The 24,240-nt window shown below is 55.3% G+C and carries 10 protein-coding genes; all 10 read left to right on the plus strand.

Annotated elements, in window-relative coordinates; translation table 11 throughout:
- Positions 1 to 51: 51 nt before the first annotated feature.
- On the plus strand, positions 52 to 2,040 hold the full coding sequence (locus ROTMU0001_RS00435; protein ID WP_245534262.1) for an S-layer homology domain-containing protein: 1,989 nt from the start codon (positions 52 to 54) through the stop codon (positions 2,038 to 2,040).
- 237 nt (positions 2,041 to 2,277) lie between these two features.
- Positions 2,278 to 5,532, plus strand: a complete 3,255-nt coding sequence (locus ROTMU0001_RS00440) for a hypothetical protein (protein ID WP_005507499.1) — start codon at positions 2,278 to 2,280, stop codon at positions 5,530 to 5,532.
- A 248-nt stretch (positions 5,533 to 5,780) separates the two neighbouring features.
- Positions 5,781 to 7,883 (plus strand): hypothetical protein, encoded by a 2,103-nt coding sequence (locus ROTMU0001_RS00445; RefSeq protein WP_005507500.1) that lies wholly within the window; start codon positions 5,781 to 5,783, stop codon positions 7,881 to 7,883.
- A 237-nt stretch (positions 7,884 to 8,120) separates the two neighbouring features.
- The gene (locus ROTMU0001_RS00450) at positions 8,121 to 11,453 is read left to right on the plus strand and encodes an S-layer homology domain-containing protein (RefSeq protein WP_005507501.1); all 3,333 of its coding nucleotides are present in this window, start codon (positions 8,121 to 8,123) and stop codon (positions 11,451 to 11,453) included.
- A gap of 433 nt (positions 11,454 to 11,886) precedes the next feature.
- On the plus strand, positions 11,887 to 13,896 hold the full coding sequence (locus ROTMU0001_RS00455; protein ID WP_245534263.1) for a peptidase: 2,010 nt from the start codon (positions 11,887 to 11,889) through the stop codon (positions 13,894 to 13,896).
- A 419-nt stretch (positions 13,897 to 14,315) separates the two neighbouring features.
- Positions 14,316 to 16,148: an S-layer homology domain-containing protein gene (locus ROTMU0001_RS00460; protein WP_044141693.1), complete on the plus strand. Its 1,833-nt coding sequence runs from the start codon at positions 14,316 to 14,318 to the stop codon at positions 16,146 to 16,148.
- 473 nt (positions 16,149 to 16,621) lie between these two features.
- Positions 16,622 to 17,503, plus strand: coding sequence for an S-layer homology domain-containing protein (locus ROTMU0001_RS00465; RefSeq protein ID WP_005507505.1), 882 nt, complete (start codon positions 16,622 to 16,624; stop codon positions 17,501 to 17,503).
- Positions 17,504 to 17,873: 370 nt separating this feature from the next.
- The gene (locus ROTMU0001_RS00470; protein WP_005507507.1) at positions 17,874 to 19,820 is read left to right on the plus strand and encodes a hypothetical protein; all 1,947 of its coding nucleotides are present in this window, start codon (positions 17,874 to 17,876) and stop codon (positions 19,818 to 19,820) included.
- A 317-nt stretch (positions 19,821 to 20,137) separates the two neighbouring features.
- Entirely contained in the window at positions 20,138 to 22,102 is a 1,965-nt protein-coding gene (locus ROTMU0001_RS00475) for a hypothetical protein (RefSeq protein ID WP_005507508.1), read from the plus strand.
- 363 nt (positions 22,103 to 22,465) lie between these two features.
- The gene (locus tag ROTMU0001_RS00480) at positions 22,466 to 24,001 is read left to right on the plus strand and encodes an S-layer homology domain-containing protein (protein ID WP_005507509.1); all 1,536 of its coding nucleotides are present in this window, start codon (positions 22,466 to 22,468) and stop codon (positions 23,999 to 24,001) included.
- Positions 24,002 to 24,240: the final 239 nt, after the last annotated feature.

Consider the following 24,240-nt stretch of genomic DNA (forward strand, 5'->3'; position numbering starts at 1 on the left):
CAACTTCTTTTCTCATTCGTCCTCTTTCATGCAGAAAATTCAGATTGGATAATGATGTCCTCGTTCTTTAAGCCTGCTCGCAGCACGCACCGAAAAGTTGCGGGTGCTTCCCTGGTTTTGGGTTTGAGCCCGCTGCTGGCTTTGACGCCGGTGGCGGCTCAGCCGGCGCCCGCTTCCCCCGCCCAGCAGGCAACTACTCAAGAAACACCGGCCCGTCAGGTGCCTCAAGTGCAGGGTGGCGATCCCGCCTCTGAGCTGGAGAACATTGATTTGAAGGTCACGACGGGTCCCCTCAATATTTCTCAGGGCGGTATCGTGTCGGTGACAACCTCTCCGTTGAGCGCCGAGTTTAGGCAGAAGTACACGTTCCACGAGCTCGCGTTGGTGGAACGTGGTTCCACGTACGTCCATGTCGGGCATCATAATTATGTTCCCCTCACTCAGTACGGTGGTATGGTTAGGGACCTCAAGCAGCAGGGCAATGTGCGAGAGAACCCGGATGGTAGCCTCACTTTCACACTCGTTGTTCCCGCCCAAGTTGTTGAGGCTCAAGAGGGGACTCTCTTCGATACGGTACTGACGTACTACCCGTCGAATGAGTATGCGCCGGATCCGTTGACGTGGTCGAATCGCCGGGTAATCCGCACTCCTACCGAGGTAGTGCAGGACGCTAAACCTACGAAAACCACCTACCTCTTCAGTTCACCTTCTATCGAGCATCCGGAAGAGGATACAACCCTGACGGTTGAGGGTTTCCATATCCTCTCGAAAAGCACCTTTTGGGGTCCTGAAGGCCCGGCGGTCCTGACCCTCTATGAGGTTGATCCGGTGACTGGACAGGGTATTGGTTCGCCTGTGTTTACTCAGAATCTGAATTACACCAGGTGCAATCAGTACTGTGATTCGTTCTTGAACGACCATTTCAGTACGGATATCACGATTCCCGGGGGTACTCTCAAAGCGGGCAGGCTGTACAGGATTGGTTTCTACGGCGGTGGTTATCCTGGTCCGGGTTCCGAGGAATACCCTGGTGCATGGATGACCGATGTAGCAGATTTCATCCCGGTAGGTACCCCGGAGCAAGATGCAGCTCCCACCAGCATCTATGTCTCGGGAGATAAGATGAGCCCTTATCGCGAGAATAATACTTTGAAGGTGACTGTTTTGGGTCTGCCGCCGCTGTCCAAGGGCTACTACCGTTTCTCCTTGCAGCCGATTGATGATCATGGCCGTCCGACCGGGCAGAAGTCTTGGGAGAAAGTGATTCCTGCCGAGAGCATTCAGAAGGGTCGTACAGAGCAGACGCTTTCTCTTCCCGGCTATGCCCTGAATTTTGAGGGGGCCTATAGGCTCTTTGTGGAGAAGGTAACCCCGAATCAGGGTGATGCTGTCGATTCGGTTGAGCAGGTTGCTTCCAAAGATCTGGACTTGGATATCAGTCAGGAACGGGAAATGGAGGCTGCCAGGAAGTGGATTGTGAACCGTCAAATTCTGCCAGGCTACCCCACTGATCGCGATTGGACATCAGTGAATCGCCGTTCTGTGACGGTGGCATTGCACCGGTTAGCGGGCGCGCCGCAGGTTGAGCTTCCGGCAGTCAGCCCTTACACGGATATTACGCCGGATGACCCTGACTATACCGCGATTATTTGGGCTCGTCAGCGGGGTATTACGTTCGGCTGGGTTGATGGTCGCTTCCACCCGAATGAGCCACTTTCGGACCGTTCCACGGCTGCGTTCCTCTACAGGTATCAGCGATTCCAGGGGGAGGCGTCACCAAGCTTACCGACGTCTCCTTCACTGCCGGACTCTAACCCGAAGAAACAGACGCATTTCCCGCTTAGCTCTCATTGGCGGCTTTGGATCAGCCCGGAGACTGCTTTTTCACGTGAGTCTCGCTGGGCTATTGAGCAACGTATCTGGGGTTACATGCCTGATCAAGGTTACTTCTATGAGAGCTTTGGCGGCTTCAAGATGTCGTACCGTCAGGTGGCTGTGATGCTGTACCGTATGGAGCACGGCGGCAGCCACCTCAGGTAACGCCTGGTCGTGGTGAGGGGTAACCGGTGGGCTGGGATGCTCGACGTAGTTCGGCTTTTCAGCCCGCCGGCACCGCCTCGGTTTCCCCCTCTCCAGCGACTTCTCTTGCCTGATACCAGGCTTTACGGGGGCTTCTTCTTCCCTAGTCTGGCTTTTCAGGTTCTATCCGCTCAACTTCTTCACTCACTTCATCTACTCACTCATTTCAATCACCGTATAAATTTTGTAGATGGGATTATGATGTCTTCATTCTTCGCCTCACGAGGTGCCCCGCACCATTCTGAGTCCCCGCGCCATCCGGCGAGCGCCCGCGCGCTCAGCCTTTCCCTGCTGCTGGGTTTGAGCCCGCTTGCGGGTATTGCTCCTGCGGCGCTGGCAGCGCCTCAAGAAACACCCACGCAGAACGCGCCCGTGCAGAACGAACCTGCCCAGAACAAACCTGCCCAGAACAAGCCTGCACAGGGTGATAAGCAGGATGCTTCCCTGCCGACCCTGCGCGTGTCCAGCGGCTCCCTCGACATTCTTCATGGCGGTACCGTGCACGTGGAGGGTACCGGGCTGAGCCCGGAGTTCTTGGCGCACCATGAGTTGCGTAGCCTCACGATTGCCCCGAAGGGTTCTTCGACCTACGCTAACCCCTACCAGAAGGTCGATTACCCCGGCTTTGTCTTTGACGCCCCGAAACCGGCTGCTGACGGCAGTTTCAGTGCCGACCTGACGGTTCCGGCGAATAGTCTGCCGGCAAACCTGGAGTACGAGGTTATTCTGACCTACCGCCCCGTAGATGAGGCGCACCCCTATGCGTGGAACACTGAGGACCGCGTCCGTACGGCGCTGCCGGTGGAGCGCAACCTCCCGGAGGCCGTGCTCCCCTCCATCACCTATGATGTTTCGGCTATTTCTGAGGAGCAGATTGCTTCCGGCCAGCCGATTGAGGTGACGCTGACGGGTACCGGTTTTCAGGATGTCAGCTCCGTGGACTTCACCCTAGCCGAGCATGACGAGCAGGGAAAGGTCACGAACGATAACGTGGCTTCGCTTGGTGAACTGAAAGCACCGGATACGGAAGAGAATCAGCGCATTTTCAAGGGTCTGATTCCTAACGGCTATTTCCAGAAGAAGGTCACTATCCCTGCGGGAATCCTGAAGTCCGGTAAGGGGTATTCCCTGGGTGTTTCCGGTGTAGAAACCGACGGATGGAATAAATGGGATAAGTTGTCGCGTAAGTTCCCCTTCGTTCCTGTGGGCAATAACCCTGCGCGCATGGCATATCAGGATAATTCGTTCAGGAATACCCTGCCGAAGGTATCTGTTGCTGCGCAGGATTTTGATCCCGGTCAGGACCGCGTCTATAAGGTGACTATTTCTAATATTTCCCCCGAGGTGGACCTGGGGTACTACCTTGAGTCTGTGGCGATTTATAACGCTACCTCTGGTGAGAAGGCACCTTTTGCGGTGAATAATGTAGCGGAGCAATACTATAAGCGTGACGAGCTGGTAACCCGCAATGCTGACGGTACTCTGACCGTGGAGGTTGAGTATAAGGTTGACGGTTATTCCAGCTATAGGCCGACTTCTCGCGGTTCAGTGGCTGAAGTGCGTGTGGTGTTCTCGGACTATGAGTATTTGTACGGTCACCATAAGTTCACGGTGAGCACCCAGCTTCCGATGGCGCCTCTTGCCGCTGATGCTTTTGATTGGGTGAACCCGGCAAATGTTCAGTTGAAGGTCGATTCGGGAACCCTCAATATTTCTCAGGGTGGCACGGTGTCGGTGACGACTTCTCCGTTGAGCGCTGAATTCCGTAAGAAGTACACTTTCTACGAGCTGGTTCTGGTGCAGCGCGGATCGTTGTACGCGTATGCGGAACACAATAGTTATGCGCCTCTCGACGAGTACGGCGGGTTTCTCAAGGACTTGAAGCCCCAGGTGCGGGAGAACCCGGACGGTAGCCTCACCTACACGTTTGAGGTTCCCCCGCAGTACATTGAGGCTGCCGACGGTGAGCTCTTCGATGTGGTGATGACGTACTACTGGTCGTCGGATGAAGCTGAGCTGGAACCTTGGAGTTTGGCGGACCGTTTGTATGCTCGCGCCCATATTGATGTGGTTCAGGATGCGCAGCCGACCCGTGGGACCTACACCTTCAGTCAGTCCGCTATCGATGACCCGTGGAAGGATACGACGCTGCGGGTTGAGGGACGCCATATCCTCTCCCAGGCTAGTGAAATGGTTGGTAATGATTGGCCGGTCATCGCTATCTATGAGGCTGACCCTGCAACGGGAAAGATGGTGGGTGAGCCTGTGTTCACTCAGCGGGATGACTACACGTACTACGGGGTTAACACCAGGTGGTTCCGCAATAACTATTTCAGTGCGGAGCTGAAGATTCCTGCGGGTACGTTGAAGCCGGGCAAGCTCTACTTTATTGGTATGTATGGGAACGGGTTGCCTTACCCCGGCATGGAAGATTCTCCGGGTTCTATGCTGAATGATGTTGCGGAGTTCCTGCCGGTGCATTCTCCCGAGCAGGACTCTGCGGGGCCCACGCTGCACCTTGGGTCGGTGGGGCTGAACCCGTACGCGCGGACGAACTTGTTTACGGCGCGCGCTACCGGGCTCTCTGCACCGGGTGAAGGATCGTACCGTCTCTCGGTGCAGCATGTTGATGAGCAGGGGCGTTTGACCGGTCAGACGGTGTTCCAGCAGGCGATTCCCGCTGATCGCATCCAGGATGGCAGGGTGGAGCTGAATCTGACGATTGATCAGCAGCTGAGCTATTCGGGCGCTTATCGTCTGGTCTTGGAGAAGGTCACCCCCGGTAAGGATGGTGCTGGCGAGTCGGTGGAGCAGCTTGCTGTCGAGGATATTCCTCTGAAGCTGACGCGTGAGGATGAGTTGCAGGCTGCTGAGCAGTGGTTTGCTGAGCGTGATATTTTGCCTAATCCTTCGCCGATGTCCTGGCATAGCGGTATGACGCGCCACGATGTGACGGTGTCGCTGTACCGCCTGGCGGGTTCCCCGAAGGTGGAGCTGCCTGCTTTTAGCCCGTACGCGGATGTGGCAACGAACGACCCGGACTACGCCGCGTACATTTGGGCTCGTCAGAAGGGCATTACGTTCGGCTGGGCGGATGGCAAGTTCCACCCGGAGGCGAAGCTTTCGACCCCGTCGACGGTGGCGTTCATGTACAGGTACCAGAAGGCGATGGGTCAGGTCACGCCGAAGGTGCCGACCTCTGCCTCGTTGCCGCGTAGCTCGTCTGTGCCGGGCAACCAGGGTGCGCCTCGGAGTGCTAGCGGTTGGCAGCATAAGGTTCGTCAGGGTAGCGCTTTCTGGCGTGAGGCTCAGTGGGCTGTTGATTACCGCATGTGGGGTTACCGCGTTGATGGGGAATACGTCTATGAGGACTTTGATAGGTCTTTCGTTTCCTCTGGTGATTTTGCGTTGATGCTGTACCGCTTGGCGCACGGCGGTAGCCACCTCAAGTAGCGCCGGGTTGTGGTGAGTGAGGTAACCGGTGGGCTGGGATGTTCGACGTAGTTCGGCTTTTCAGCCCACCGGTGCCGCCCCGGTTTTTCTTCCTTGCCTCTGCGAGTTCTTTTGCCCAGCACCAGGCTTTATGGGGCTACTTCTCCCCTGTTGAGGGTTTTCTTTTCACGCTTTATTTGCTCAACTTTTTCACTTGCTTCATCTACTCACTCACTTCATTCACCGTACAGTTTTTTGTAGATGGGATAATGATGTCTTCATTCTTCACACCACGAGGTGCCCCGCACCATTCTGATACCCCGCGCCACCCGGCGAGCGCCCGTGCGCTCAGCCTATCGTTGCTGCTGGGTTTGAGCCCGCTTGCAGGTATCACTCCGGCGGCGCTGGCAACACCGACCCAGGCAGCACCTGAGCAGCAGGCACAACCGGCACAGGCGACCCCCGCTCAGGCAGACCCGGAACAGGCGACCCCCGCCTCCCCCGCCGCAGCTCAAGAAGATGCTGACGAATCCACGTCTTCGCTTCCGGAGGCGGATGATTCTCGCTATCCTGAAGTGAATGATTCTCGCCATCCTGAAATGGAAGGGTTTAAAGTCTCTCCTGAGACTCTCAACATTTCTCGAGGCGGCACCGTAACGCTGACGACGCCTCCGCTCAGTGCTGAATTCCGCCAGAATTACGAATTCTACGAATTTTCTCTGGTTGATCGCGGTTCTTCGTACTTCAAAGCCGCGTATGCCCGCATTGACGGATATGCCTACTTTGGCTACCTCTTTGACCGTGACCCCAACCCGAAGCAGATGGTAGAAAACCCAGACGGGAGCTACACCTTCTTCCTCAATATTGGGCCGTACATTATTGAGGCTAAAGAAGGCACTCTTTTCGACGTCATTCTGACGTACCACAAGAAGGGCCACCGGAAGGATTTTTGGCCGTCCGAATTCCGTTTTGTGGCGCGTGCACCTATTAATGTTGTGCAGGACCCTAAGCCGACTGAGACGACGTACATTTTCAGTGTGCCCGCGATTGATGACCCGTGGAAGGATACGACTCTGACGCTTGAGGGGTTCCATATTACTACGAGCGGTAGTCGAGAGGGCAAGGACGGTCCGGCGCTTCTGGCCTTTTATGAAGTCGACCCGAAGACCGGAAAGATTGTAGGCGAACCCGAATTCACCACTCGGATTCCGTACCCGGCTTCCCGTAGTGGAGAGCGCGTTTATTTCCTGAATGAGCAATTTAAGACGTCTATTACGATTCCTGGGGGCACGCTTAAGCCGGGTAAGGTCTATAAGATTGGTTTCTACGGTAAAGACCGTCCGGAGGATGAGAAGTACCCCGGTGAGTTGCTGAATGATGTTGCAGATTTCATTCCGGTACGTTCGCTTAATAAGGAATCGGCGAGCCCTGAGATGTTTCTGAAGGCTACGACGGTGAGCCCCTATGATGAGGAAAATATCCTTCAGGTGCGCGCCGTCGGTTTGAAGAAGCAGCCTGGGGTCTCTTACCGTTTCTCGGTGCAATATGTTGACGCGCAGGGACTTCTGGCCGGTCAGAAAACGCTGGTGCAGGAGATTGCTGCTGAGAACATCCATGACGGCACGGTGGATGAGAAGCTGAACGTCCCCGGTGCGCCGCTGAATTATGACGGCTCGTACAGGCTCTTCTTGGAAAAGGTGACTGCCGGCAAGGACGGTACGGTTGAGTCGGTTGAGCAGCTTACTTCGAAGGATCTACAGCTACAGTTTACGAAGAATAAGGAGGTCAACGCCGCCTGGGCATGGTTTAAGCGCCGTCAGGTTCTTCCTGAGTTTTCTTCTTTGAGTGAGGGACGCGATATGACGCGCCGCGATGTGACGGTGGCGCTGTACCGTCTTGCGGGTTCGCCGAAGGTGGAGCTTCCGGCGACGAGTCCTTATGGAGATATCGCTCCGGATGATCCGGACTACGCCGCGTATATTTGGGCTCGTCAGAAGGGCATTACGTTCGGTTGGGCGGATGGGAATTTCCACCCGGAGATGAACATGCACAATTATTCGACGGCGGCGTTCCTGTATAGGTATCAGCGTTCGCGCGGTATGGTGTCTCCCGGCTTGCCGACTGCCGCACCGCAGTCTCGTAACGGTAGCCTGCCGGGGTCGGATGAATCTGAGGTGAGCGCTAACCCATGGGTTCTGGATTTGGAGGAGGGTAGCGCTTTCTGGCGTGAATCTCGGTGGGCTGTTCAGCAACGCATTTGGGGCTACACCGGGGATTGGGAACACGAACGCTTTTTCATGGAGACAACATCCGTCTATGACTTGGCGTTGATGCTGTACCGCATGGAGCACGGCGGTAGCCACCTCAAGTAGCACCCGGTCGTGGTGAGGGGTACCCTGTGGGCTGGAATGTTCGGATTAGTTCGGCTTTTCAGCCCGCCGGTGCAGCCTCTTTCCCCCCTCCCGAGCGACTTCTCTTGCCTGATACCAGGCTTTACGGGGCTTCTTCTACCCTAGCCTTGGCTTTTCAGACTATATCCACTCGACTTTTTCACTTGCTTCATCTACTCACTCGCTTCATTCACCGTACAGTTTTTTGTAGATGGGATTATGATGTCTTCATTCTTCACACCACGAGGCGCCCCGCGCCACCCGGCGAGCGCCCGCGCGCTCAGCCTGTCGTTGCTGCTGGGTTTGAGCCCGCTTGCCGGTATCACCCCGGCGGCGCTGGCAACACCGACTCAGACGGCATCTGACCAGCCAACTCAGGTTGCACCCGCTCAGGCAGACCCGAAACAGGCGACCCCCGCCTCCCCCGCTGCAGCTTTGGTTCAGGAGCAAGCAGACAAACAGCAGATTCCTGCGGCTCAAGGCGAGCAGACCAATTCGCTACCGACTCTGCGCGTCACTAGCGGAGCACTAAGAATTTATGCTGGAGGCACGGTGCATGTTGAGGGCACCGGCTTCACTCCCGAGTTCTTGGCACACAATGAGCTACGTAGCCTCATTATTGCGCCCAAGGGTTCCTCTACCTACGTGGGTCCTCACCAAGAGCCAACATACCAGGGACCGCGTTTTGACGTTCCAACGCCTGCCGCAGACGGGACTTTCAGCGCCGACTTGGAAGTATCCTCCAACGACATCCCTGCGGGCATGGAGTACGAAGTTATTTTGACCTACCGCCCGCTAGATGACGCACACCCCTATCAGTGGAATACTGAGGACCGTATTCGTACGGTGCTCCCTGTAACAAATGATTTTCCGGCATCTGTTCTGCCTTCTATTACCTATGATGTGGATTCTATTTCTGAGGAGCAGATTAATTCCGGAAAACCAATTGAAATCAATATGACGGGTTCGGGTTTTGACGGGATGAATAAGCTAAGTTTTACTCTCGTTGAATACGACCCGACTGCAAATGTTACCCATAAATATCTCAAGGAGCTGGGGTCTTTTGACCCTTCAGATTCTCCGTACTTTAAGCGCGTTTTTCATGGCTTAATTCCTAACGGTCATTTTCAGCATAAAATTACGATTCCTGCCGGTCTTTTGAAATCAGGCAAGGGTTATTACCTGTCGGTACAGGGAGATTCTCCTTCAGGCCCGATTGCTATGAGGCGTGCCTTCCCCTTCGTTCCTGTGGGCAAGAGCCCCATAAAAATGCCTTACCAGAGCAATACGTACCGCAATACTCTTCCGAAGGTTTCATTGTCTCCTCAGACGATTGACCCATACCATGAGGGGAAATATAAAGTCACTATTTCTAATATTTCCCCGGAAGTTGATTTGGGATACTATATTGGATCGATTAGTGTTTATAGTAAAACCGCTCAAAAAACTATTGCCAACCTCAGCGTTAATAGTGACCATTACTATGAACGTGACAAAATTGTGGTTCGTAACCCCGACGGCACTCAAACCGTAGAACTTGAAATTAATGCGGAGGATATTAAAGAGCTACGGGGCGTGTATTTGGGTTCCGAAGCGGAGCTAAGGGTCTATTTCTCAGATAATCCTTACTACGGTTCAGAGAACCATAATTTTACGGTTGCTGCACCAGTTCGGCTGGCGGATTCCCCTACCCCGTTGGCCCCTCCCACCCCTGCGGAGGATAAGAAACCTGACAACCCGGTTGGCATGAAGCTCACCTCGGGCACCCTCAATATTTCTGAAGGCGGCACTGTCTCTGTGACGACTGCACCGCTGAGTGCCGAGTTCCGCGCGAAGTACACGTTCTATGAGTTCGGCATTGTGGAGCGCGGTAAGAATTACCTTCAGTCACATTACGGCGATCCCCTTCCTGAGGCGCAGTACGGTAGCAAGGTTGCCAGCCTCCGTGCTGAGGGTAAGGCCCACGATAATCCTGATGGGAGCGTCACGTTCACTCTTGATATCCCGAAGCAGTGGATGATGGTTCCTGAGGGTACCCTCTTCGATGTGGTGCTGACTTACTACCCGTCTAATCAATCGGAGCCGGACCCCTATTCTCCGTATGATGATCCCCGTAGTACGGCACGAATTCCCTTGCCCACGGTGCGCGACCCTGAGCCTGATCAGCCGACGTACCGCTACAGCATTTCAGCGGTTGATAAGCCGTGGCAAGATACGACTCTGACGGTTGAGGGCTACCATATTCTTCCCCCGAACATCGTAGGCGGGTACGACAGCCAGGCGTACGTCACTCTGTATGAGGCAGACCCGGCTACGGGAAAGATTATGGGACACCCTGTTTTCTCCCATGTTGTTCCGTTGACGGGCAACTGCTTGCATCACTGTACGGGTTTCCGCAATAACTATTTCGGCACGAAGATGACGATTCCGGCGGGTACGTTGAAGCCGGGCAGGCTCTACATGATTGGCATCTACGGTTCTAATCTTCCTCACCCGGGCGAGGAGGACTATAACGGCAGCTTGCTGACCAGTGTTGCGCAGTTCCTTCCGGTGCGGTCGGGGCAGCCGAGCGATAACCAGCCGAACCCTGACCAGCCTGTAGCTCGTCCGGATTTGTACATTCCGTATAAGCGCATCAACCCGTATCAGGAGATGAATACTCTCACCGCCCGTGTCTCGGGTCTTCCGAAACTTACCGAGGGCTATTACCGTTTCTCGGTTCAGGCAACGGATGATTTTGGCAAGCTGACCGGTGAGAAGGCCCTGGAACAGGTTATTCCCGTTGAGCGCATCCACGATGGTGCCGCGGAGGAGAAGCTGAACGTCCCCGGTAGCACGCTGAATTATGAGGGGTCTTACAGGGTTTTTGTGGAGAAGGTAACCCCCGGCAAGAACGGTGCCGCAGATACGGTCGAGCCGGTGGCTTCTGAGAATCTTGACCTCTTGGCGAATACTACGGAGGAGCAGAAGGCCGCTCTTGAATGGGTTAAGCAGCAGGCTCTTTTGGACGAGAGTAAGACCGTTTTGAGTCGCCGCGATGTCACGGTGGCGCTGTACCGTCTGGCGGGTGCGCCTCATGTTGAGCTGCCTGCAACCAGTCCTTACGCGGATGTGGCACCGAGCGACCCGGACTACACCGCGTACATTTGGGCTCGTCAGAAGGGCATTACGTTCGGCTGGGCGGACGGCAAGTTCCACCCGGAGGCGAACCTTTCGGCGCGTTCGACGTTGGCGTTCCTGTACAGGTACCAGCGGATGATTGCTCCGGCTCCTGCGCCGGAGTCGAGCAGTTTGCCGTCTTCGTCTGTGCCCAAGAACAGTAGCGTGCCGGGTGATTCTCCGGTCCGGATTTCGCGTTCGCATTGGTCTGATTATGAGCGTACGGATACTGCATTCTGGCGGGAGTCGCTGTGGGCTACTCAGCAGTTCATCTGGGGTTATAAGGATTATGATCGCCGCTACGCTGAGGATTTCAGCTCGGATACTGTTTCCTCTTCGGAGTTCTCGGTCATGCTGTACCGTATGACGCACGGCGGCAGTCGTCTCAAGTAGTTACCCTGAAGTAGTTATTTGAGAGTCGCCTCCCGCGGCCACGCAGCCTGATGCTGTGTTGCTTTACAATCGGTGATGGCGGGCTGAAATTTTCGGGCTGATTGCCCGGCTTTTCAGCCCGCCAGCACTTTCGCTAAGGCGCCTGGTGCATCCCTTTTTCTACTCAACTTTTCGTTCCTTTCACCGTTCATTTCTCCCCTTCCACTCAACGTTTTCCCTCACTCGCTTCAATCGCCTCGCAGAAAACCACTGTGCAGAAAGCAACTATGTAAAAAGCACAGTGCAGAACATTAGATGGGATAACCGTGTCTTCTTTCTTCCGACCGACCACAACTCAGGGTGCTAAGACGCCCGCCTAAAAGCCCCTACCCAAAATGCCCGCACTCTAAAGACTCAGGGCAAGAAGGCGATCAGCCTCTCCCTGTTGCTGGGCTTGACCCCGGCTCTGGCGGTCACCCCTGCTGTGCATGCTGATGCGGCGCAGGCGAAACCCGCACAGGTGGAGACTACTCAAGCGAATCCGGCGAGCCCTGACTCCCCTGCCGCATCGTTGCAGGCAACCCCCGTAGCTGCCGTCCCCGCCGCCTCAGGTACAGGTGCCGCAGCCACTGGCGCCAGCGATGCTGACAAGATTGATTTGAAGGTCACCACCGGCACTATCAATATTTCTCAGGGCGGCACGGTGTCCGTGACGACTTCCCCGTTGAGCCCCGAGTTCCGTAAGAAGTACAAACTCTTCCAGTTCGGCCTCGTGAACCGTGGTACCGATTACGAGTGGTCTCGCACCGGCGAGGCAACCCAATATCCGCTGCACCGCGGCAAGGTCGATCATCTTCGAGATGACGGTATCGTCCACGACAACCCGGACGGGAGCCTCACCTTCACCTTTGAGGTCAAGAAGCAGACCATCCCGGCTAGCCCTTCGCCTGCCCTTGACGGGGTGCTGACCTACTATCCGGCGGGTGAGCGCGAGCCGAACGCCGATGAGTATGAGGACCCCCGCCTTACTGCCCGCACTCCGCTCAGCCTGACTCAGGACCCTGAGCCGGATCATACTACTTACGTGTACAGCATGCCGGCGATTGATAATCCCTGGGTTGATACGCAGCTGACGATTGAGGGCTACCATATTCTCTCTAAGCAGCTTGTTGAGCCGGGGAGTGCCCCGGCATATCTGATGCTGTATGAGGTTGACCCTGCCACGGGAAAGATGGTGGGCAAGCCTGTTTTCACTCATGCAGTTCGTTATACGGATTGCGGTGAATACTATTGTTGGAGTTTTCTGAACAACTATTTCTCTGCGGATGTAACAATTCCTGCGGGTACTCTGCGACCGGGTAAGTCGTACATGATTGGTGTCTACAGCGGCCTCTTCCCGAATCCGGATGAGGAGAAGGTACCCGGTAGCCTTTTGACGGATGTTGCCCCGTTTATTCCGGTGCGCTCGCCCAACTCGAACACCGAGATGAAGGATGCTGCCCCGGTTCTGCGCGTTGAGCCGCAGCAGATGGACCAATATCGTTCTGATTCACCGCAGGTGAGCCCCTATTGGGAGAAGAACACGTTGCAGGTGCGTGCCGTGAATCTGCCGAACCTCACTGAGGGCCATTACCGCTTCTCGCTGCAGGCTACGGATGCTTCTGGCAATCTGACCGGCCAGAAGGCGCTGGAGCAGGATATTTCGGCTGACCGTATCCAGAGCGGTTACACGGAGGCGACGCTCACTATTCCCGGTGAGGCGCTGAACTATCAGGGCGGTTACAAGCTGGTGGTGGAGAAGGTTCTTCCCGGTCAGGGTGGTGCCGCGGATTCTGTGCAGCAGGTTGTTTCTACTGACCTTGGTTTGGTGGTGAACGCGTTTGAGGAGCGTGAGGCTGCGAAGAGGTGGTACAAGGCTCAGCAGCTTCCCAAGTCAGATTCCTATTCTTCTGAGAATTTGACGCGCCGTGATCTGACGGTGGCTCTCTATATGTTGGCGGGTTCGCCGAAGGTTGAGCTTCCGGCAACCAGTCCGTATCCGGATGTTCAGCCCAACGACCCGGACTATGCCGCGATTGTGTGGGCTCGTCAGCAGAGCATTACGTTCGGTTGGATTGATGGTAATTTCCACCCGGAGGCGAGGGTTTACAATTCTTCGGCGGTGGCGTTCCTGTATAGGTATCAGAGGGCGCAGGGTAAGGTTCCTGCGGCGAAGCCTCGTCCTGTTTCTTCGGCGTCAAAGAAGAGTAGTCTGCCGGGTGGTTCTTCTGAACGCGGGTGGAATACTGTTCTTGGCTGGCATTACTCGTTCCATAAGGAGTCCCAGTGGGCGATTGATCAGCACATTTGGGGTTATGTCAGCGAACAGTCTACCTATGAGTCGTATGCGCTGTCGTTTATTGGGCACACAGAACTCGCTACGATGCTGTACCGTATGGAGCACGGCGGCAGTCGTCTCAGGTAGCGCCTCTCCGTGGTGTTAGCCATTCTGGTTGGCTTTCGTCAAATAGGCGACTTTATGGCTCTGTTTATGTGCCATTTTTATTGTGGGTGACTTTTATGTTGCCTTACCCACCGCATTGTGAATATTCTCAACCTGCAGAGGTTGCATAGGTGCGAATTTTTCGAATGCGGTGGGTTTTTTACGCTTTCTTTTTTGTACAGTGACCAGTGTTTGTGCTTATCAGCACACTATTTAGGCATATTTTCCACGTCATGCACATACTTTTTAAAGCTATACTTCACCTTAAGACATGCGATAAAACACACAGGCATTTTTCGCACTGATGACCTTTCAGGTTCCAGCACGTCTTAACTATTTGCTACGGTGTTTATGCGCACCACACTCGATGCGTGACACCGATAAAAACTGATTGGATAACAATGTCCTCACTTCCCAACCACATGCGCTTTGCGCTACCCAAAAATGTGGCCAAGAGCAGCTGCGCCATCACCCTGGCTGGCGCTATGCTCTTGCCTCTCTCCCCCGCGTTTGCCGCACCTGCTACTCCGGTAGCAACCCAGGCTGTTGAACAGGGCGAGGCTCAGGGTGCTCAGCGTCTGCAGGTTACCTCCGGCACTTTTGATATTCTCAAGGGTGGCAACGTGACGGTTAGCGGCTCTGGTTTCTCCAAGGACTTCGTTGAAGGCAAGTCGTTCCGCCTGTACGTTGTTCCGAAGGGTGAAAGCGTTGCTTTCCCGCCGCACCGCCCGCGTGATTACCCGTTCTATGTTCAGGATGTTCCCGCGTCCGCTTTTGCGGCTGACGGCACCGTGAACCTGACCGCTTCTATCGGCGCTAACTATCTGGAGGCCAATGGCTCGTCCTTCGATGTTGTGCTCGGTTACCGCGATGACGCTGAAGACGGCTGGATTCCCGCGGATGAGGTTCGTGCTGAGCTGAAGGTTGCGGATGTTCCCACCGTTGATTCCCCGACCCTGTCGTACGGCGCTTCGTCGGTGAATGCTTCTGAGAACGCTAAGGTCACCGTGAACGGTGCTGGCTTCCAGAACATTTCGTACAACGGTAGCGAGTCGCTGATTGTTGCGGTTCGTGCGGTTGATCCGGCGACCGGTAAGGCGACCGGCCCCGCGCTGGCTCAGTCGGAGGCTAAGTTCACCTCCTACTCTGCTTTCTTTGGTCAGTACATGGGTTACACCAACGGCCGTTTCTCGAGTGTTCTGGACATCCCAGCGGACACCCTGAAGTCTGGTAGCTCCTATGTTGTGCAGACTTTCGAGTTCAACGTTCCGGAAGATAACGATGAGGCGAACAGCCAGGCGCTGAGCACTCAGGCGTTTGTTCCGGTGAACGGTGAGAACGTTAAGAAGGCGTCTCCTTCGGTTTCTTTGAGCACTGACAAGGTGGATCTGAGCTCTTCGACCACTATCCGTGTGAAGGGTAAGGATTTCGATGTCCCCGCTGGTGCTACCGTGAACGTGCTGTTCTCGGCTGCTGAGGCTGACGGCAACCCGACCGGTGAGGCACTGGAGAGCATCACTCTGAGCGCTGACCGTGTGGCGACCGGCGCGTTTGAGACGACCGTTAACGTTGACGGCACCAAGCTGGATGCTGATAGCCACTACGCTATTTTCGTGACCGTGAACTACGCAGATGGTCAGAGCGAGCGCATCGCGGCTGATTACCTGACTCTGACTGGTGAGTCTGCGAACAAGAAGGCTCGTGAGCGTTTCGCTGATGTTCCGGCTGCTCACGCGAACCACAAGGCTGTTCTGTGGGCTGCTGATCAGAAGCTGATTGATTCTCGTGAGAAGGATTGGTTCGGCGTTAATGATGATGCAACCCGCGGTGAGCTGACTGTTGCACTGTACCGCCTGGCTGGTTCCCCGAAGGTTGATTTGCCGGCTACTAGCCCGTACCCGGATGTGAAGACTGATGACCCGAACTACGCTGCGTACATTTGGGCTCGTCAGAAGGGCATTACTTTCGGCTGGTCTGATGGTAAGTTCCACGCGAATGCGTCTGTTTCTAACGCTACTGTTGCGGCGTTCCTGTACCGTTTCGATGGTAAGAAGCCGGTTGCTGTGACTGAGGCACCGTACACCGATGTGAAGGTCGGTTCTGCGTTCTACCGTGAGATTACTTGGGCTAAGCAGCAGAAGCTGCAGGTCTTCCCGGGTTCTGAGTACCACCCGTCTGCGCTGGTGAGCCGTGGTGAGCTGGCTGGTTTCTTGATGAACTACAAGGTCCGCTAGGGCTCTATAAGGTTCACTAGGGCTTTATAAGCTTCGCTAGGACTAATCTCTAGAGTCTATGGATTATGCCGGGCTGGCGGCGATGAAACATTGGTTTCGTCCCGCCGGCCCGGCTTTTCTGTGCTCTTGCGGGGTGTTTATGAGGTGTCTGCAGGGCATCTGTAGGGGCGCGTGCGGGACTGTCGCCCGGTGCTGTTCCGCGGTTTTTCGAGGTATTTTTGCCGGCTAACACGCTAATGTGGGCTGTACCGCATGTGGGGCGCACCTCATGCGGTACCCGCTATTGGGCGGATTTTTGGGGTGCTCTACTCCCCTTTTTTAAGAATGTTCTGTGGAGTGTAAATTAATATTTTTCAAGCTGTGGTTTATGCTTAGGACTGTTGCGCCCCCTTGGTGCGCGCCCTTATCCGGCTGGGTGCGTAGAACTAGAGGGAGCCCATCACACACCGACACATCAACCACATTGAGGATTTATGTCCCAGGATTTTAAGCAGTCGACTGATACTGCCCATAATTCTTCTGCACCTCTGCTGGCACCGGAGGGCACCCCCGAGGCTTCTTCTCAGGCTGAGTCGAAGAAGCGTAAGCGCCGCCGTATTGAGCTGGCTGTTGGCACTGTGGCGCTGGCGGGTGTTTTGTATCTGCCGTTCTCACCTCTTTTCTCTTTTTATGATCCGTCGGAGGCGCGTCTTTCTTCGGCGGATACTGCTGCGCCGGCGACCGCTTCGGCGATTTCTACTTCTGCTCTGGTGTCGAGTTCTTCGACCCAGGGCCCGAAGATTCTGCGTCCGTCCGTGACCGCGCCGGATGCGAATACTATTTTTGCTGATGCCCCTGAGGATTCTGCGTACTATGCGGGTATCCGTTGGGCTGTTCGTACCCAGACGATGGAGCCGGTTTCTGAGGACCATTTTGGTGCTGAGGATCCGGTGACTCGTGGCGAGTTGATCACCATGTTCTATAAGCTGGCGGGTTCGCCGGCGGTGACCCATCCGGAGCATTCGCCGTATGCGGATGTTGATGAATCTGACCCGAACTATGATGCGTACCTGTGGGCGCGTCAGGAGCGTATTACGCCCGGCTGGGTTGATGGTAAGTTCCATGCGGAGGCGCGCTTGTCGAATGCTTCCGCTGCGGCGCTTCTGTACCGTGCTGATGGTGCGCAGAAGATTCAGATGTCGGGTACTTCCCCGTTTAGCGATGTTTCGTCTGCGACTCCGTTCTACCGTCAGATTGTGTGGGCGTCTCGCCATGGTGTGTCGACGGTGTCTGAGGGTAATGCTTTTGAGCCGACGGCTCAGACCTCTCGTGGTCGTGTTGCGATGATGATGTACCTATACTTCCGCACTTCGTAGTTTTTACACCGCCTAGTTTTTTGCGCTTTGTTCATCGTATCGAGCGGCCCCGTACTTCCTGTTTGGAGTGCGGGGCATCTTATGTTTTGAGGACTGTGCGCGGGGTTGCCTGGGGGTTGGGGCCGCCTGGGTTTGGGGCTATCCGTGCGCGGCATCATGCACGCAGTGAAATATTTTGGAAGGTTCAAGTTTTTCGTGAGCAACGCACTAATTTCTACTTGAAGGTTTGTTAGGGTGAGAGTGTCCCCGAAACCGACGGGGGCACTCAACCACTTCTCGTTGGGCTGGTGCAGATTCCACGGAGATTTCTCACCCCAGAAACCCTATGAACCTGCATCATCCCGGTGGGTACGACCATTAAGGATGATGTATGTCCGCTCTTCCGAATTCTAAGGCTTCACTCCTGTATGCAACCCGCAGCTGCAGTGCACTGGCACTAGCGGGTGCGATTATTCTGCCACTGTCTCCTGCGATTGCTCAGAACGCTACTGCAGATACTCCTGCGGCGGCTGGTTCCCAGTCGAATGATCGCGTCCATGAGAACCCTGTTGCTACTTCTGATGAGTTCGATCCTCACTTGAGCTACAACGCATTGAAGAACACTGATGAGGATCAGGTTCTGGACTTCTGGGGTTGGGGTTTTGAGGGTGATTTTAACTCCCCGAAGGGTGTTCAGGTTGTTGTGCGAGAGGTGGGTTTGAACTCTCCGGTTCTGGTGGTTAGCGACATCGTTGAATATAACCACGAGAAGCTGCCTTTCGCTTACCAGAGCGGCTACATCCACGGTACGGCGAAGATTCCGGCAAACACCCTGGATAAGGAAAAGGATTATGTTATCGAGGTGTGGGGTAACAACGGCTATGAAGATGGCAAGCTCATTACCCCTGTCGTGGGTCAGGCGCCTGAGGGCCGCGGCACTCTGCTTGCTACCCAGGAGCTGAATTTCGAAGGCGCTGACGGCACGACAGCATCGGATATTCCGGGTAAGACCCCGCAGAAGGTTACGTTCAGGTACCGGTACGACGGCGATGATTGGTACCTGTACACCGCTGAGGGCGGCACCATCCACATGAAGGGTTGGGGCTACACCAAGGAGTGGCGTGAGAAGCACGGCAAAGTAGTGTTTTACATTGCTACTTCTCGGGGTGTTCCTGACGACGGTGATTTCCTGCCTGCTAAGGATGTGTTGCTCCGTTTTGAGGAGGGTAAAGACTTCACCATTGCTGAAAACGGCACCCTGAATGCTCAGTTGAGGGTCAAGCCCGGTGAGCTGCAGAACTACTACGAGCCTCGCGTCCCCTTCCCCGGTGCTCCGAGTTACGAGAAGCGTTACGAGGTGAATTATGAGATTGGTATGTTTACCGAGAAACAGGGTCAGCCCCCGCTGACCCTTGATGATCTGCGGGCTGGCAAGAACGTGCTGTTTCATAGTGCGCTGTACACTCAGGCGTTCCGACCCAGCCCGTTTGCTCCCAAGGTGGAGTACAAGGCTCTGGGTGATACTACCGCTGATCAGAACATTTACTTCTTGGGTACCGGCTTCTACGGCAAGTTTAACTTCTCCAGGGGTGTTCAGTATGTGATTCGTGAGAAGGGCTCAAACACCCCGGTTCTGGCGACGAGCGACATTTTTGAGTATAACCACCCTAACCATATTTCTGAGTTCAAGAACGGCAAGGTACGCGGCGTCGTGAAGGTTCCGGCGAATACTCTGGATCCGGCGAAAAAGTACGTGGTGGAGGTTTGGACTAACAACGGCTACAAGAACGGCGAGAATGCCGGCCCTGTGGTGGGCAAGGCACCTGAGGGTCGCAGTGAGCTGTTGGCTTCTCAGGACCTGAACTTCAAGGGGTCTGACGCTGATGAGGGTAAGCAGCCCAGCCTGACTGATGAGCAGCGTAAGGAACGCGCTACCCGCGGCGAGCTGACGGCGGCTCTGTACGCTCAGGCTGGTAGCCCCAAGGTGAACCTCCCGGTAGTCTCCCCCTGGCCGGATGTGAAGACCACCGACCCGAACTTCCCCGCCTACGTGTGGGCTCGCCAGAAGGGTATTACTTTCGGCTGGTCTGACGGTAAGTTCCACGCGGAGGCAAGCATCTCGAACGCTACGGTTGCGGCATTCACCTACCGTGCAGCGGGTTCCCCTACCCTTGATCATGACTGGCACTCGTACACTGATCTGACCCCGGATTCTGCGTTCTTCCGTGAGATTGTGTGGGCTGGTCAGAACAAGGTTGCGCTAAGCACCAGCGGCACGTTTGACCCCAAGCATATGGTGACTCGCGGTGAGCTGGAGATTCTGATGATGGCTTTCTAGGCTCGCTCAGCATAGCCATCTGAATAACCCCGTGTTCCCGAATGGTTTTTCTGTTCGGGAGCACGGGGTTCTGTTTTTCGAAGTTCAGCATGTTGGGTTCTTAGCGGCTGGTCAACCTGGGAAAACCCTCAGAACCTTCAAGCCTCTCTTGAGTGTTTCCTGATATCTGTTCAACCCTTTGCTAGGGTGAGAGTGTCCCCTAAATCGACGGGGATATTCGACCATTTCTCATTGGGTTGGCGCAGATTCGACGAAGATTTCTCACTCCCTTTCAGAAACTGCATTGGCGCGATGGGTTCGACCGATAAGGAATGATTATGTCCGCTCTTCCGAATTTCAAGGCTTCGTCCTTCTTCCGTGTAGCACGGGGTTGCGGTGCATTGGCGTTGGCTGGCGCGATGGTTCTGCCGATGTCTCCTGCGATTGCTCAGAATGTTGTTGCGGATGCTCCTGCGGCGGCTGTTGCTGGTTCCCTGCCGGATGATCGCGTCCGCGAGAATCCTGTTGCCACTTCTGATGAGTTCGCTCCTCATTGGAGCTACAACGCTTTGAAGGATACCGGTAACGATCAGGTTCTGAACTTCTCAGGTTGGGACTTCAACGGCGATATTAACTCCCCGAAGGGTGTTCAGATTGTTGTGCGTGAGAAGGGCTCGAACACCCCCGTCCTGGCTATCAGCGACATCATCGAGTACAACGACCCCGAGTATTCGTCCCAGTACCAGCATGGGCTCCTCAACGGTAACGTTAAGATTCCCGCTAACACCCTGGATTCAGCTAAGCAGTACACCGTCGAGGTGTGGGGCAATAACGGCTACGAGGGTAGCGATAAGCTTGTCACTCCCGTCGTGGGTCAAGCTCCCGAGGGCCGCGGTACCCTGCTCGCTTCCCAGGCGCTGAACTTTAATGGTTCTGATGGTTCGCAGGCTGCGGATGTTCCGGGAGCTAAGCCTATTCAGGAGTCTACCCCGACGTTTGAGGTTCTGTACGACGGCAAGGCTCAGCTGCTGTACACCTCCGAGGGCGGCGCCGTTCACGTGAAGGGTTCGGGTTTCACGAAGGAATGGCGTGAGAAGCACGGCAACGTAGCAGTTTATATTGCCGCTTCTCAGGGCGTTCCCGATGGTAGCCTTCTGCCCGCTGATGGTACGCCGCTCCGTTTTGAGGAGGGTAAGGACTTCACCATTGCCGAGGATGGCACCCTGGATGCTCAGCTGACCGTCAAGCCGGGCGCGCTGCTGAACTACTACGAGCCTCGCAACTACTTCCCCGGTATCCCGCGTTACGAGGTGCGTTACGAGGTTGACCTGGTTGCTGAGAAGCAGGGCGACTCCCAGCTGACGGTTAAGGACCTGTGGGCTGGTAAGAACGTGGTGCAACGTATTGCGGTGCAGACTCAAGCGTACCGCCCTGAGAAGTTTGCTCCCAAGGTGGAGTACAAGGCTCTGGGTGACACCACAGCAGATCAGGATATTTACTTCTCGGGTACCGGCTTCTACGGTGAGATTGCTTCCCCCAAGGGTGTTCAGTATGTAATCCGTGAGAAGGGTTCGAACACCCCGGTTTTGGCAACCAGTGACCTTATTGAGTACAACCACCACGACCGAGCCTTTGAGTTCGTGAACGGTGAGCTGTCCGGTAGCGTCAAGGTCCCGGCGAACACTCTGGATCCGGCGAAGAAGTACGTCGTGGAGGTGTGGGGTAACAACGGTTACGAGGACGGCGAGTTTGTCGCTCCCGTGGTGGGTAAGGCACCCGAGGGCCGCGGTACTCTGCTGGCTTCTCAGGACCTGAATTTTAAGGGTTCTGATGCGTCCAACACTGATGATAAGAAGCCTAGTCTGACCGATGAGCAGCGCAAGGAACGCGCTACCCGCGGCGAGCTGGCGGTGGCTCTGTACCTTCAGGCTGGCGCGCCGGAGGTGAAGCTGCCTGAGACGTCCCCCTGGCCGGATGTGAAGACTGACGACCCGAACTACGCGGCGTACATCTGGGTTCGTGAGAAGGGCATCAGCTACGGCTGGTCGGACGGCAAGTTCCATGCGGACGCTGGTATCTCGAACGCTACCGTTGCGGCGTTCACCTACCGTGCGGCTGGTTCTCCTGCGGTGAAGGGCGATTCTCCCTATGTGGATGTTAAGCCTGGTGCTCCGTTCTATCGTGAGATTCTGTGGGCGAGCCAGAATTTGCCTACTGTGTACGGTGGTCACTATTTCATTCCTAAGCAGTTGCTGACTCGCGGCCATCTGGAGACTGTTCTGACTGCTTTCCAGTCTCGATAAGCTGGCCCGCTAAACTGGCTCTGCTTGTCGACACTAGTCGCACGAATAACCCCGTGTTCCCGAATGGTTTTCTATTCGGGAGCGCGGGGTTCTGTTTTCGGGGTTTAGTTTGCTGAGTTTAGCATGCTGGGTTCAGTTCTTAGTGGCTGGTCAACCTGTGAAAACCATCAGAACCTTCAAGCCTCTCTTGAGTGTTTCCTGACATCTGTTCAACCCTTTGATAGGGTGAAAATGTCCCCGAAACCGATGGGGATATTCGACCACTTTTCTCATTGGGTTGGCGCAGATTCAACGGAGATTTCTCACCCCAGAAACCCTATGAAACCGCATCATCCCGATGGGTACGACCCGTAAGGATGATGTATGTCCTCGCTTCCGAACTCTAAGTCTTCTTTCCTCCGTGCGGCGCAGGGTTGCGGCGCACTGGTGCTGGCTGGAGCTATGGTTCTGCCGATGACTCCGGCACTCGCCCAGGATGCGGCACCTGTGGCTAATGCACCGGCGGCGAATGCTGTAACTCCCAAGCCGGCTGCTCAGGACGCAGCGGCACAGCCGACGTACTCCGCTGATTATGACGGTATTCTGTACACCGGCGAGAGTGGCACAGTGACTCTGAATGGTACCGGTTTCACCAAGCAGTGGCGCGAGCAGCACGGCACCGTTGTCTTCTACATTGCTGCTACGAAGGACCGCCCCGGTAACGCTGAGCCTTCCATGTCAATGCTCCGTTTTGAAGAGGGTAAGGACTTCACCATTGCCGATGATGGCACTTTTGAGGCAAAGCTGACCATCAATGCCAAGGCTCTGGAGAGTTTCTACACTCCCATCGATTATTTCCCGGGTATCACCCTGGACGAGGTGCGTTACGAGACGGGTATTTTGACCGAGGCTAAGGGCCAGCCCCAGTCGAGCATTGAGGATATTTGGGCTCGCAAGAACGTTATCGCCCACAATCCGATGTACACCCGCGCTTACCATCCTGAGGTCATGGCACCTAAGTTGAAGTACGATGCGCTGAAGGACACCACGAAGGATCAGGAGCTACTGGTCCAGGGTGAGGGTTTCGTTGGGGAGGAGTTGCCTGGCCGCGAGGGTGCCATGTACGTGATTCGTGAGAAGGGCACCGGCACGCCCGTCCTGGCGATGAGCGATATGAAGTCTTACTATGAGAGTCCCGATGGCGTAACCCGCCTGGAGGGAGGCACTCTTTACCGCACCATCAAGATCCCCTCAAACACCCTGAATCCTTCTAAGCAGTACGTCGTTGAGGCGTGGAGCGACTACGACTACGACCTCACCAAGAAGGACAGGCCCCTCATCACCCCGATTGTGGGTTACGCGCCGGAGCACCGCGGTGTTCTTATGGCTCGTCAGGATCTGAAGTTTGAGGGCGTTCCGAACTTCACGGATGCTACTGCGCCCACGCGAGAATACAAGACCCTGACCTCGAAGCTCACCTCCCAGGAGCAGCAGCAGCGCGCTACTCGCGGCGAGTTGACTGCGGCGCTGTACGCTCAGGCCGGTAGCCCCAAGGTGAACCTCCCGGCGGTCTCCCCGTGGCCGGATGTGAAGACCACCGACCCGAACTTCCCCGCTTACGTGTGGGCTCGCCAGAAGGGCATTACTTTCGGCTGGTCTGATGGTAAGTTCCACGCGGATGCCGGCATTTCGAACGCTACGGTTGCGGCGTTTACCTACCGTGCAGCGGGTTCCCCGGCTGTTTCTGGTGTTTCTTCGTTCACGGATGTTGATCCGAGTTCCGCTTTCTACCGTGAGATTCTGTGGTCCACTCAGCAGTATGTCATTACTCCGGATTTCGGCGCTTTTAATGCGACGGACCTAGTGAATCGTGGTCAGCTGGAGCAGATGCTGTTCAATTTCCAGAACCGCGCTCAGTAGAACGGTGCCAGATAGAACCGCGCTAAGTAAGGCAGCCTAGTTCTAAGCTGAATACCCCGTGTTCCCGAATGGTTTTTCTATTCGGGAACACGGGGTTTTCTATGCCCGTTTTCTCTGCTTTTTTCTGCACCTATTTTTGGGTGCTCGCGGAATCATTGCGACACAAAAATTCAAAACTTTCAACTATTCCTTGAGATTTCTTGCGACTTCTCATTAAGGGTTTGATATGCTGAGGCTAC

This window comes from Rothia mucilaginosa ATCC 25296, from assembly GCF_000175615.1.
GTDB classification, from domain to species: domain Bacteria; phylum Actinomycetota; class Actinomycetes; order Actinomycetales; family Micrococcaceae; genus Rothia; species Rothia mucilaginosa.